Below are 13,230 nucleotides of genomic sequence, written 5' to 3' on the forward strand. Positions count from 1 at the left end.
TTAACTTGATTTTTTAACCACCCCAGGAAGGTTAGCTAGTTGTTGTTGTAAATAACTGCCTGTTGAATTTAAATTAGCCACTAATAAATCCATTGCATTATATTGGCTATATAACCGCTCTTCATATTTAGCCATACGAATATTAAATTTTTCCACATCAGTTTCTAGTTTAGAAAGCTGTGATTCACGCCCTTCAATACGTGAACTAATAATACCATCAGAAGCCGTATAACCTTTAATAACAGTGTCTAACTGGCCAACAAAACCATCACCGTCATTTTCACCGACAAAAAAGGTTTGTAAGGCTTGAGGATCCTTTTCTATCGCAGCTTTTAATGCGTCAGAATCAATACTTAATTTTCCTGATCGCTCTGTTCTGATGCCAAAATTGGCTAAAAAATCAGTATTGCCATTTCCCGTGCTAAATTCTGAGGTTAACAATGAGCGTACCTGATTAACAGACCCTCTTAATAAGGAGTCACCAGCAAGTGCCCCTACGCCCTCTTCAGCACTTGAGCGTCCCAGCTGTTTTGATAAATCAATAAAGGCATTAAATTTGTCAACAAATGAGTTCAAGCCAGCTGTAATATTGTTATTATTTTCAGTTATAACAGCTTTACTTAAATCATCGTCAGTGCCATGCATTTTTTTTGCATTAATGGTGACACCTTCAATAACATCTTTAAACTCATTGGTACTGCTTGAGGCCACAAGCGTTCCATCTATGGTGATAGAAGCATCGGTTGCTGCAGTTACCTCATTTAAATTTTCAGCGTAAGTTGTTGATGCCGTATCGCTATCATACGCCAAACGAGATAAACCTAAAGTATCTGTATTATTGCCATCAGAGACATCATCGACAACAATTTTTATTGCATTTTCTGCTCCGGTTTCTTTACTCGACAATACTAATCGCTGACCGATGTCATCAGTGATAATGGTGGCGTTTACAGAGTCATTATCAACTGAATCATTAATCGCATCACGAATATCGGCAAGTTTTGCGGTGTCTGACACTGTAATATCAAAACTGTTAGAACCAGAGCTGATCGTTAGCTTACCCTCACCCACCGCTTCATCGCCAGCTACAGCATCTGATGTTAGCTTATGGTTTTCAGCCAAACTATTAACTTTAATTGAGTAATTATTGGTTTGCGCATTTTTCTCAGAACTTAAAGTAACAAATTCATCACTACCACTAATTGTTCTCTTTTGAAACTCCTCAACAGAGGCTAGTGACTCTAATGAGCCATTTAGCTCCTCTAAAGACGCTTTTAGCGTGCCTACAGCAGATATATCAGTGGTGAAATTAGCTTGCTGTTTTGTTACTCGAGCTTGATAAGGGGATTTTTCAGCATTGACTAAAGCACTTACAATTTCGTTTACTTGAAGTCCTGAACCTATACCTGTAAATGAAATAGCCATAATTGTTACCCTCTTAAATTACTGAAAAACTAAACTTTAAAATCAACCAATACACCCGTGGCTTCTGCTAATTTAGCCACTATACCTAATACTTCTTCTGACGGATATTGCTTAACCAAGTCGCCGCTCTCTTTGTCGATAACCTTGATTACATTACGGCCAGAATCTTCATCTACTTTAAACTGAAGACTGCGGTTCATTTCACCCATAAAGTCCTGCAATTGCTGTACCACCTTTTCTAGCTTTTCAGGTGACAATTCAGTTTTAGAGACTTCATTATTACTTGCAGCAGCAGGAGTGGTTGTATTCTTCTGCTCATCAACATTTTGCTTAACTTGAGATGGGGCTTGATAACTTGAGGTAACCTCACCTTTTTGCGCTGAGCTGATATTTAGATTTAAATTTTGCGTTTCCATAATTCGCTCCTACTATAAAGCGATAAAAGCTTTATACCTATACAAGAAAGGAAGGGTTGCCCCTTCCTTAGTAGTTAAAGTATAGAGCTTATTGTTAAATTAACCTAATAAGCTAAGTGCTGCCTGTGGTAACTGGTTAGACTGAGCTAAGATTGTTGTACCAGCCTGTTGCATAATCTGGTTTTTAGTCAGTTTAGCAGTTTCTGCAGCGTAATCGGTATCTTCTATACGGCTTTTAGAAGCCGATACGTTTTCTGATACGTTTGCAAGGTTGGCTATAGTAAAGCCAAAGCGATTTTGGGCAGCACCTAAATCAGCACGTTGAGCATCAATCTGCGCTAGGGCTGCATCAATAGTTTGTATTGCATCTTGTGCACCTTTAGACGTTGCGCCTGAGATATCTACATCTTCAACACTTACTAAAGCACTTGTCCCACCCGTTGATGTAATTGCAGTCCCAGCTGTTGTACCCGCATACCCAAATAGTTCATTAGCTGTTTTGCCTGAAATACCTATTTTATTTGCTGAACTTAAGTTCAACTCAGACGCAACACTTACCGCTAAATTTGCTGCTGCAGATGTTACGGCTTTACCGCCAACTGTAAATGAACCTGAGCCAGCTGTAGCCGCAGCAGTCGAAACATCAATACCATTTACACCAGTTGCTTTAAGAGCGATTTTATCATCACCACCTTCAACTTTAGTATAAATAGCATCGTAACCGTCTGCCTGCATATCTTTAGCTAGACGCTCCATGTCACCACCGTAGGTACCTAAGTCATATTTATCATCACCAATTTGCAATACCGCTTTAGCGCCTGAATCAATACCTACTATTTCTGTTTCAAGGTTTGCAGTTGCAACCACACCAGCATTTGACGCATTGATTGTTTTTGCTATATCAGCAGCACCTTGACCACCGGTAACTGCAATGCTTTCACCATTAATATTTAATGTGTCAGCCGTCGTGTTATGGTTATCTGCAAGCGAACCTGTCATCGCTGCACCTAAACTTACCGTACCACCAGCCGTACCTCCACCAGTAATAACATTCGCACCAATTGCATCAGCTGATACATCGCGAAGGCTTACATTGATTGTTTCATTAGCGTTTGAACCGACTTGGAACTGCTTAGTACCAAATGAACCATCTAGTAAGCTAGTTCCACCAAATTTAGTTGTTTCTGCGATACGCGTTAATTCTTGTTGTAATGCGCCTACTTCTTTTTGAAGAGCCGCACGCGCCTCTGCATCATTTGAACCATTCGCTGATTGTAGTGCTAAGTCACGCATACGTTGTAGAATGTTTGATGACTCTGTCATCGCACCCTCAGCGGTTTGCGACATTGAGATACCGTCATTAGCATTACGCTGAGCAACACCCAAACCGTTAATTTGTGAAGATAAACGGTTAGCAATTTGAAGACCTGCCGCATCATCTTTCGCGCTATTAATTTTCATACCAGATGAAAGACGTTGCATTGATGTGCCTAATGCATCGCTAGATTTTGATAAGTTTCTTTGTGCATTTATTGATGCAACGTTAGTATTTACTGATAAAGCCATGTTATAACTCCTGATTACTTTCGTAATGTAACTAATTGATTTTAACCAAGAGCCATCACAATAAAAATCTGTTCAAGCTCCGTTCTAATTAAGTTAACGGCCGTTATAAAATTACCTTTAGCTTTTTTTAAAAAAGTATGTTTTTTTATAATTATTTTATAAATCCATGTTTTTTTAAATAATTATATTTTAAAAGTAAATGTTGGATCAGCGTTTAAGGGCAAGTTACGCCTATAGCAATTATTTTATATTATGGTTTTAAGTGGCTTATTTTCTGCAAAGGTTTGTAGGGTAATACCTCTGTTTAAGTAATTTACAGATGATGACTTATACTGGGTAGAAGAAAGCGTTAGGTTGACCGTTCTGGTTTGTAGTATTTAAACAATAAACGCAATATGAACCGGTTGACATCAATTGACGAACAACCGGCCTCTCATGAAATATAGCACGTAGCTAATTTAAAAAAGCTTAGCAAAGTGATAGATATTATTGACATAGCTAATGACTTGCTAAATTAGTTTCCATTTTATTTCGTAATATTTAACTAGCTTAGTTATTAAAATATATCGAAGCGGGAGCGTCTTGGTGGGCTATAACAATATCAAGATCGCCATCACCATCTAAATCAGCAAGAGCTACAGCCCTACTACTATTATTACCTAGCGATTGACGACTGTCATAAAAAGTACCCGAACCATCATTTATATACACTTTATCTGCATTACTAAGAGCATTAGCTTCAACTAAATCATCAAAACCATCACCGTTTATATCTCCAAGAGCAACTGCCCAAGTGTAATCATTACTTTTACCAACATTACGGCTTACTGTTAGCTCAGAGCCTTTTCGAACTCTGTTGTACGTTAGCCAGCCTGCAGTTACAACATCTTGGTATGAATCATTATTGACATTACCAACAGCAACTCCTGGAGCATGATAGTTACCAGCCGTTTTTTCAACCGTTCTAAGCCGCCCACGTTCATCACTCATATACACAGTGTCTTCATTCATGTTACCTGCATAAATGTCTAACATACCGTCACCGTTAAAATCTCCAACAGCAATAGCTTGCGTACGTGTATTTCCCTTCATTCTTGGCTCCTTTAATATAAAGGAGCTATTAAATATACCCATCCCATTATTCTTGTAAACATAATTAGGATCTCCAACATTTCCTGTAACTAAATCAATATCACCATCATTATCGATGTCGCCAACAGCAAGCGCATTAGTATCGTTATTACCTAACAATTGCCCTGAGTCATTAAAAACTCCAGTTCCATCATTGAAATATATTTCATTTGGACCATTTGGAATTCCAATTGCTAAATCTGAATAACCATTTCCATTGAAGTCAGCAAGCTTTACAGAGAATATTCTTTTGTTATCAGCAATCACTTGCTCAGATTCGGTAAATTTACCGAGACCATCGTTAAGAAATACTTTAACACCACGGCGATAGGTGATGCCTATAATAATATCTAAGTCGCCATCGTTATCTATATCATTTATTGCTAACGAGAATGCGCTTCCAGTGCCTAATTTTTGACTTGAATCAACAAAAAACCCCGTACCGCTTACAGCGCTAAAGCTTGTTAAAGCTAAAGAGACTGTTGCGCAAAGTATACTAAGCTTACTATTCATTATGGTAATTCCTTTATCCTAGATAATTGAAATTAAATTATAAAATATTACTATTTAAAGAGCAAGCAATTTGTTAACGAAAAAGGTACAAAAGATAAAGTGCAATCTGTATAGCGCAATTCAAGTAAGTGGTAAAAATATTGAAGTTTAATTGCGGTTATGCTTGTTAAATTTAATGCTTTTGATGCACCATCTTTTAAGTTACAAAAAACGCACCTAAGTAGGTGCGCTATATGATTAATTTTTATTGTAAAACGCTATTTAACCACCAAGTAAGCTCAATGCTGCCTGTGGCAACTGATTTGCTTGTGACAAAATAGTAGTACCTGCTTGTTGCATAATTTGGTTTTTAGTTAGGGTTGCGGTTTCAAGCGCATAATCGGTATCTTGAATACGACTACGCGAAGCAGACACGTTTTCAGATACGTTAGCAAGGTTAGCAATAGTAAAACCAAAACGGTTTTGTACCGCACCTAAGTCAGCTCGCTGTGCATCAATTTGCGCAAGAGCAGCATCGATTGCTTTAATAGCGTCTTGCGCACCATCAGAAGTCGCGCCAGAAATATCAACACTTTCAATACTTGTTAATGAACTAGTACCGCCTGATGATTGTATTGCAGCAGCCCCTGTACCAAACAATTCATTCGCAGTAGTCCCTGAAATACCTATTTTATTTGACGACGATAAGTTTAGCTCTGCAGACACGCTAAATGAGTTAGCAGTACTTTTTACTGCTGATCCACCTAAAGTAAAATCACCTACCTCAGTACCTGTAATATCAATACCATCAACATCAGTTGCTTTAAAAGAAATTTCTTCAGTTGCAGGGTCGTAAATAGCATCATAACCAGCTTGTTGCATATCGGTAGTCAAGCGTTCTTTTTCACCACCATAATTACCTAAGTCAAATGACTTTTCAACCACGCCATTTTTCTTAATTTCGATGACGCCTTTACTGTCAGATGTAATATTCGAGAAAGTAGTGACAATTTTTGCTTCTGCTACCACACCAGCGCCTGACTTGTTGATAGTATCTGCAATAACAGCAGCACCAGAACCACCAGCAATAACAATATCTGTACCATTAATATTAACCGTGTCCGCACTTGTACCATGGTTGGTTGCTAAGTTAACAGTTTGTACATCGCCAAGCCTAGTATTTGCATCTGCAGCGTTGCCTGGCCCTTTAATTTCATGTGCACCAATTGAGTCTGCTGCTACATTACGTAAGCTTACATTAATGGTTTCATTCGCATTTGCGCCCACTTGGAATTGTTTTGTACCAAATGTACCGTCAAGTAAGCTGGTTCCACCAAATTTGGTGGTGTCTGCAATTCGAGTAAGCTCTTGTTGCAAGGCTGCGACTTCTTTTTGAAGAGATGCACGGTCAACAGCACTGTTTGACCCATTGGCTGATTGCAGTGATAAGTCACGCATACGTTGTAAAATGTTTGCTGACTCTTGCATCGCGCCTTCAGCAGTTTGCGCCATAGAAATACCATCATTGGCATTACGCTGAGCTACTGTTAGACCATTTACCTGAGACGTTAGTCGGTTGGCAATTTGTAAACCTGCAGCATCGTCTTTTGCGCTATTAATGCGCAAACCAGATGATAGTCTCTGCATTGAAGTTTCAAGTGCCATGCTAGATTTAGATAGATTGCGTTGCCCATTAAGTGATGCAACATTTGTATTTACGCTTAAAGCCATTTTACCATCTCCTAGTTTCAATCAGAATGTGGTTCAAAATATTTAAGCAAAAACCACACTTTCTATAACCAGTTGAATGCATTAGTTGTGCCAACTAACAAAAAATAGTTAAGCGACTGTTTTATAATAATAAATAGCGTTTATTGACACTTAAAATCAGAGGTTAGCATTTTTTTGACAGGAGAAAAAAGGGGGTGACAGTTTTTTGCCGCTTCGTTAAGGCAAGTTATTACCTACTTTTCTCGTATAGTAATAACCTGCCTTGGATGGTATTTATAAATAATCAAATAATGAAAGTTTAGCCAAGCGACCAAAAGTCGCTTGTGAAGCCTGTAAACCAGACTCATGTTTAGTGAGATCGCTGATGGCTTCAGCGGCATCAATCTCAATTAGGCTAGATCTGTTTTCTTGATTATTAATATCTAGAGCACTGTTTGAGTCGGTAACACGCTCAACTACATTCATACGCCCACCTAAACCAGCCTGAGTAAACACAATTTGCTCACTAGCATTTTTAAGCTGAATTAAACCATCAGATAATGCTTGGTTAATTTGCGTTTCATCAAGTTGTTCGTCATTTAGGCTAATGATCAAACCTTCTAGCGTATTAAGTACATTTTCTTTGCCTGGTTTTTCAAGAGTAAAATCAAGCTGTCCTGGTGCTGCCCCCTCAAGTTGAATTTCCATACCTGCAAATTCAATCGGTTCATCGGTTACTTCACCCGTAACGGGTGGTACAAGAGGATTACCATCACGTAATATTTCATATTGATCTGGCGCTGAAGGGGTCGCCCCAGGGATCACATTAATATTATAGGTATTGATCGTTGGAGAAATAAGCGGATCTGGGTCTGAGTTATAATTATCTTTATGAAAACGGTCAAACTCGCCTTGGTTTTCAACATAAACAGTTCCAGCGGTAATGCCGCCTGTTGGCGTTCCATCGTTTGAAACTACATCGAGTCGCGCATCAACTCGTTCAAATACATTGAAGCCATTATCGCTTGATTTGATCTCAACGCCTTTTGCGATCGTCACTTCGTGTTGGCCTTGATCGCCTTGATATTCGTATTTGCCATTGGTGCTATTAAATGTATAAGTTTGAATATCGTCTTGATAGCCAGAGAAAAGGTATTTCCCTCCTTCAGATTGACTATTCATTAAATTAAGCAGTGATTTTTGCAATTCTTTTAGTTCACTGGCAACTGAAGCCAAATCACCTTTATCTAACGAACCATTGCCCGCTCGTATAGTTAACATTTGCGCTTCTAAAATAGTGTCGTTCATACCTTGCAATAAACTTTCTTCGGTTTCTAAACGCCCTTTTAGCTGATTAATATTCTTCGTCAGCTGCTCATTAGTTTCTATTTTATTGGTGTACAACATACCTTGCGAAATAGCAGCAGGGTTTTCAGAGGTACTCAAATATTTTTGACCTGTATTAACGCGCTCCTGCGCACCAGCTACATTTTGTTGATTCTCAAGTATTTTATTAATGTTATTTTGATACATTAAATTATTTGATAAACGCATAATTACCTCGCCGCACTCAATAAGGTGTCAAAAATAGCTCTCGCTGCAGTTAATACTTGTGCAGAAGCAGCATAGGATTGCTGGAAGCGCAGCAAATTAGCCGCCTCTTCATCTAAGTTTACGCCCGACAACGATTCGTACCAGGCTTCTGATTGTTGTGCTAAAGCATCAAATGCAGCACCATTGGTTTTTGCTTGACTGGTTACCACACCAACATCGGTGACTAATCCAGCATAGGCCTGATTCAATGTTTTATGATTATCAGCTGATGCGCTCGCTACTACATTTTGACGTACTAAATCGGTATTCTGTAAGTCAGCAAGTTTTTGGCCGTTGCGGTTATCATCAAAACCGCCTTCATTAAATTCTAAATTAAAGGTATCGCCCATTGCTGGTACGCCTTCAATATTAAAGTCAAAACCATAACCATCGTATGGTGCACCGGCTTGAGCGAGTATATTGTTAGCAGGCGGTGTAACTGTAAACGTAGTTGTGCCATTACCATCAGTAAGTTGATATTCGTTAGCATTGGCTGTTTTAACAATGCTAATAGGGCCATTTGCTAAACCCAAAGGATTACTAAAGCTGCCAGTGGTTACATCGGTAACATTACCCGGTGAAATAGTCCCTGTACCTGTATTATCAAGGCCGTCTGATGTTCTAATTGGGGAGGCCAATGCAATGTCCTCACCTCGACCTGTTGTCAACGATATATTGCCAGCCGCGCCACTATTAAGTTTTACCTGAAATTGGTCACCGGCATTACCGGCTCCCGTTATATTAAGCTCTAAGCCAAACGCCTCTCCGCTGGTAATAGCAGCTGAATCGATAATGCCACTGGGTGGGATAATTGCTAAAGAGGCTGTACCTAAAGGTTCACCTTTATTATCAATTGGCTGAATACTTACTTCGTTAGGGTTACCCGTATAGGTGATCACAAAATCACTGGCTGGCAGATCACTGCCTTTACCTGCCTCAACGGTTGCTGACATATTAGCTGTTCCGGTGTTTGCTTGATAAACAAAAGCACTGACCGTTGGGATATCAAAAATATCCCCTCCGAGCTCACCGTTTGCATCCATACCTAGACGGTTTTGCTGATTAAACGAATCAGCAAGCGCAATACCCATCTGGCCAATTTGATTTTGTGCCGGCACCAAAATATCGTCTCTAAATGCTAATAAACCGCCAATTTTACCTTTGAGTTTAGAAGGGTCTATATCGAGTGGCACAGCCTTACCGCCATTTACATCTAAGCGTAGCTCTTTAAAGTTAGCATCAGGATCGCCACTAATCGAAAACAAGTTAAATGACCCATTTTGCATAACAACGGCTTCACCTGTGCCCATAAACACTTGTTTTTCACCATTAGGGCCATCAAGTGTTTCTATATCAATTAGCTCAGATAAATCACGTATTGCTTTATCACGCTCATTATAAGCAGAGCTCGCATCAGCTTCGTTTTTGGTACCATGAACACCCGCAATTTCTTGGTTCAACGAACTAATACTTTCGATTAACGTATTCGCCTCTTCTGAAAAAATCTCTAATTGCTCATTAACCACTGCTTTTTGCTCTGATACGATACCTGCAAGCCGATCCATTTGATCAATCAGGTTTTGCGCATCACTCATCACCAACGAACGCGCAACTGTTGATGAAGGTTGATTAAGAGCTTCTTGCACGTTATTAAACATTGAGTTGATACTAGTTGATAAGCTGTTTGATTTTTCTGAAAAAATTTGATCAACCCGACTCGCTTCACTAACAAATTGATCAAAAAAGCTTTTATTTGAAGTATCTCGGTTTAATTGCTTTTGCGCAAACTCATTCAATAACCGGTACGTTTGGCCACGGCCTACCTGATTATCAATCATGGTGGTAAACTCGGTGCGCTCACGTACATACCCTTCGGTATTAACATTTGCGATGTTTTTACTTGTCGTTTGCAATAACTCAGAGTTTGCTCTTATTCCTGAATTAGCAATGTTTAATAAATTAAACGACATGTTACTCTACTCCCTGGCGGATCACGCTTGTGGCGATATTCTTCAATTCGTTACTGTTCAGCACTCTTTTTATTTTGTCTGCATAATTAGGGTCGGTTGCATAACCAGCTTGCTGTAAAGAGTCTAAAAATTTATGCGGCTTTGCCGTATTGTTTAATGCATCTTGATAGCGCGGGTTCTGTGTTAAAAAATCCACAAAATCATTCACGCTATCTTTTATCGAGTCATACGCTCTAAAGCTTGCTTGCTTTTTAACTGCAGCACCTTGTTCAAATTCTAAAGTGACCTTACTGGCCTTTTCACCCTGCCAACTTTTATCTGACTTAATATTGAATAAATTGTTTGAGCTATTACCATCACCTTTACTAATAATATGTTTACCCCAGCCAGTTTCTAATGCCGCTTGTGCGACCATAACCGCCGGATTTAAACCAATTTTTTTAGCCGCTGTTTTTGCGGGTTCCCACACAGTGCTTACAAATTCCTCAGCATTTTCAAATGTGCTAGACGCTGTGTTTTGTTCGCTTTTTTCAGTTGAATCAACGAGCGACACTTTTTCAGTGCCCTTTTGGTTTTCTTGATGAGGTAAAGTACTACCCGCACGTTGGTCACTAAAGAAATCTGACGTGGTGCGAAGAACAGAGCCTGGCATAAAGTTTTTTCCATCTGGCGATAATTGTTGCACAATTAAATCAGCAAGACCCAAAGAGCCATTTGATGAAAGCTCTGTAGCCATTTGTTGGTCGTGCATTTCTTCAAAAAACTTAACGCCACTAGCATTAAACGGGCTTTCTTTATCTTCAAAAGCCTCATTGGCTTTACGCATACTTTTAAGCAGCATTTGGGTGAATATAGCTTCAAATTGTGCCGCCGCTTTTTTTAACGCCGCTTTAGATGCATCGGTTGATGCGTCACCGCTGTTTAAAGCATCTCGACGTAGAGAGTCTAAGTTGCCTAAATCAAAAAAGTTTTGCTTATCTAGATGATTTGTTTCCATCAGCTTTTTGACACAATAATTAATAATATCTAGATAATGCAATAATTAAGCCAGCGAGACTTTCAGAGGTGGGAATAAGCAGGAAGAAAAAATAAAAACACCGCAATAAAATATTAAACGGTGTTTTTAAAAGATTAAATTACAACAAGCTGACCATTAATTGCACCGGCTTCTTTAAGTGCTTCAAGAATAGCCATTAAATCACCAGGAGCAGCGCCTACCTCATTGATTGCACGAACTAAGTCATCAAGACTCACACCAGGGTTAAATACAAAAGCGCGTGAGTCATCCTGATCAACATCAATAATACTTTGCTGAGTAACCACGGTTTCACCCTCTGCTAAAGGATTTGGCTGCGCCACATTTTGTTGCTCAGCAATCGTTACTGTTAAACCACCGTGGGTAATTGCCGCAGGTTGTAATTTTACATTTTTACCTATAACAATGGTGCCGGTACGCGAGTTAACAATTATTTTTGCTGAAGTATCTGCTGGCTTAAACTCTAAGTTTTCAAGAGTTGATAAATACGATACACGTTGCGAGGCATCACGAGGTGCAATAACGCGAATAGAAGCTGCATCGAGTGCTTGAGCGCTATTTGGACCAATTAAATCATTAATGGTTTTCTCTAAACGTTTAGCAGTAGTAAAGTCGGGACGGTTTAAATTAAAGGTAATATAGTCGTTTTGCATAAATGGGCTTTTAACAGCACGTTCAACGGTTGCACCATTTGGTACACGTCCTACCGTTGGCGTATTAATCACAACGCGACTACCATCAAGGCCTTCAGCGCCTAAGCCACCTACAATTAAACTGCCTTGAGCGATGGCGTAAACATTACCATCAACCCCTTTTAAGAATGTTTGTAGTAATGTGCCACCGCGCAAACTGCCTGCACTGCCAATCGATGATACGGTTATATCTATGGTTTGCCCTGGCTTTCTAAATGGGGGGAGTTCAGCATGAACAGCAACCGCTGCAACATTTTTAATTTTTGGCTTTAAACTAGAAGGTAACGTAATACCAAAACTATTAAGCATGCCTTTAAAGCTTTGCTCGGTAAAACGGCTTTGCTCACCGGTGCCTGGTAAACCAACAACTAAGCCATAGCCCACTAATTGGTTTGAGCGCACCCCTTCGACCATAGACACATCTTTAATTCGCTCAGCACTGGCAGTAAATTGCCAGCCTAGTAGCACCATAAAACAAAAAACTTTAAAACCATTCATGTCGAATGTCCTCTAAAAGGGAAACAATGAGCTACTAAAGAAACGCGTTAACCAACCCGGGCTTTGTGCCTCTTGTGTTTGGCCCTTACCTGAGTACTGAATACGCGCATTCGCAATTCGATTAGACTCAACGGTATTATCGGCATTGACATCTTGTGGACGCACTAACCCTTCTAAGCGAATAAATTCTTCACCGGTGTTTAACGTTAGCCATTTTTCACCGCGAATCACTAAATTACCATTTGGTAGTACTCGCATTACGTTAACCGAAATATCGCCAACTAAGCTATTTGATTGATTTGATTTTGAGTCACCTTTAAATGAGGAGTCACTGCCAATACCAAATTGAATGCTATCGCCGCCAATATTTACCGGTAAACCACCTAAGCCAATCACAGGGTCGAGGCTGGCATCGGTTTCTTTATCCGTTTCTGTTTTAGCTGCTTTAGTCGCTTGGGTTGACTCTTGTAATTTAACAGTAATGATATCGCCTGTTCGCAGTGCTTTTTTATCGGCATAAAGATCATTCGATAATTGAGTACTGAACAATGAGCCGGTTGCGACTACTGGCTCCATATTAGGCTCTGGATACATAGGTGCATAATAGGGATCGTCTTGTACTACCTCATTATTTTGTGTAGCTACACAACCACTTAATAGTAAAGTCCCTACTGTAAATAACATAATATTACGCATACAAT

The 13,230-nt window shown here is 39.5% G+C and carries 10 protein-coding genes and 1 pseudogene; all 11 read right to left on the reverse strand.

Going from position 1 to position 13,230, the window contains the following annotated elements:
- The 11 genes and pseudogenes from fliD to flgH all read right to left on the reverse strand — a co-directional run bounded on the left by fliD (nucleotide 1) and on the right by flgH (nucleotide 13,225).
- Complete coding sequence (gene fliD / locus AC0L7Q_RS11665; protein ID WP_409423660.1) at nucleotides 1-1,425, reverse strand: flagellar filament capping protein FliD; 1,425 nt, start codon at nucleotides 1,423-1,425, stop codon at nucleotides 1-3.
- Nucleotides 1,426-1,454: 29 nt separating this feature from the next.
- Nucleotides 1,455-1,841 (reverse strand): flagellar protein FlaG, encoded by a 387-nt coding sequence (locus AC0L7Q_RS11670; RefSeq protein ID WP_090494480.1) that lies wholly within the window; start codon nucleotides 1,839-1,841, stop codon nucleotides 1,455-1,457.
- A 99-nt stretch (nucleotides 1,842-1,940) separates the two neighbouring features.
- Entirely contained in the window at nucleotides 1,941-3,407 is a 1,467-nt protein-coding gene (locus tag AC0L7Q_RS11675; RefSeq protein WP_413400634.1) for a flagellin, read from the reverse strand.
- A gap of 549 nt (nucleotides 3,408-3,956) precedes the next feature.
- Nucleotides 3,957-5,051, reverse strand: a complete 1,095-nt coding sequence (locus AC0L7Q_RS11680) for an FG-GAP repeat domain-containing protein (RefSeq protein WP_409423662.1) — start codon at nucleotides 5,049-5,051, stop codon at nucleotides 3,957-3,959.
- A gap of 261 nt (nucleotides 5,052-5,312) precedes the next feature.
- Nucleotides 5,313-5,912 carry a flagellin gene (locus AC0L7Q_RS11685; protein ID WP_409425584.1) on the reverse strand — a complete coding sequence of 200 codons (600 nt, stop codon included), beginning with the start codon at nucleotides 5,910-5,912 and terminating at the stop codon, nucleotides 5,313-5,315.
- 438 nt (nucleotides 5,913-6,350) lie between these two features.
- A pseudogene (locus AC0L7Q_RS11690) lies at nucleotides 6,351-6,761 on the reverse strand (flagellin N-terminal helical domain-containing protein); the annotation flags it as partial.
- A 273-nt stretch (nucleotides 6,762-7,034) separates the two neighbouring features.
- A complete protein-coding gene (gene flgL, locus AC0L7Q_RS11695; protein ID WP_413400636.1) occupies nucleotides 7,035-8,294 on the reverse strand; it encodes a flagellar hook-associated protein FlgL in 1,260 nt (419 codons plus the stop codon).
- A gap of 2 nt (nucleotides 8,295-8,296) precedes the next feature.
- Entirely contained in the window at nucleotides 8,297-10,303 is a 2,007-nt protein-coding gene (gene flgK, locus AC0L7Q_RS11700; RefSeq protein WP_413400637.1) for a flagellar hook-associated protein FlgK, read from the reverse strand.
- Nucleotide 10,304: 1 nt separating this feature from the next.
- On the reverse strand, nucleotides 10,305-11,300 hold the full coding sequence (gene flgJ / locus AC0L7Q_RS11705) for a flagellar assembly peptidoglycan hydrolase FlgJ (protein WP_413400638.1): 996 nt from the start codon (nucleotides 11,298-11,300) through the stop codon (nucleotides 10,305-10,307).
- 134 nt (nucleotides 11,301-11,434) lie between these two features.
- Nucleotides 11,435-12,529, reverse strand: coding sequence for a flagellar basal body P-ring protein FlgI (locus tag AC0L7Q_RS11710; RefSeq protein ID WP_138605272.1), 1,095 nt, complete (start codon nucleotides 12,527-12,529; stop codon nucleotides 11,435-11,437).
- Nucleotides 12,530-12,541: 12 nt separating this feature from the next.
- Nucleotides 12,542-13,225 carry a flagellar basal body L-ring protein FlgH gene (flgH, locus tag AC0L7Q_RS11715; protein WP_010387881.1) on the reverse strand — a complete coding sequence of 228 codons (684 nt, stop codon included), beginning with the start codon at nucleotides 13,223-13,225 and terminating at the stop codon, nucleotides 12,542-12,544.
- Between the last annotated feature and the right edge of the window lie 5 nt (nucleotides 13,226-13,230).

It is taken from the genome of Pseudoalteromonas sp. KJ63-1 (genome assembly GCF_055808145.1).

What these genes read in the sequence shown, in the direction of transcription:
- AC0L7Q_RS11710 (WP_138605272.1), bottom strand. Translation starts at nt 12,529, where the DNA reads ATGAATGGTTTTAAAGTTTTTTGTTTTATGGTGCTACTAGGCTGGCAA.
- AC0L7Q_RS11675 (WP_413400634.1), bottom strand. Translation starts at nt 3,407, where the DNA reads ATGGCTTTATCAGTAAATACTAACGTTGCATCAATAAATGCACAAAGA.
- flgJ (WP_413400638.1), bottom strand. Translation starts at nt 11,300, where the DNA reads ATGGAAACAAATCATCTAGATAAGCAAAACTTTTTTGATTTAGGCAAC.
- fliD (WP_409423660.1), bottom strand. Translation starts at nt 1,425, where the DNA reads ATGGCTATTTCATTTACAGGTATAGGTTCAGGACTTCAAGTAAACGAA.
- flgH (WP_010387881.1), bottom strand. Translation starts at nt 13,225, where the DNA reads ATGCGTAATATTATGTTATTTACAGTAGGGACTTTACTATTAAGTGGT.
- flgL (WP_413400636.1), bottom strand. Translation starts at nt 8,294, where the DNA reads ATGCGTTTATCAAATAATTTAATGTATCAAAATAACATTAATAAAATA.
- AC0L7Q_RS11685 (WP_409425584.1), bottom strand. Translation starts at nt 5,912, where the DNA reads ATGCAACAAGCTGGTTATGATGCTATTTACGACCCTGCAACTGAAGAA.
- AC0L7Q_RS11670 (WP_090494480.1), bottom strand. Translation starts at nt 1,841, where the DNA reads ATGGAAACGCAAAATTTAAATCTAAATATCAGCTCAGCGCAAAAAGGT.
- flgK (WP_413400637.1), bottom strand. Translation starts at nt 10,303, where the DNA reads ATGTCGTTTAATTTATTAAACATTGCTAATTCAGGAATAAGAGCAAAC.
- AC0L7Q_RS11680 (WP_409423662.1), bottom strand. Translation starts at nt 5,051, where the DNA reads ATGAATAGTAAGCTTAGTATACTTTGCGCAACAGTCTCTTTAGCTTTA.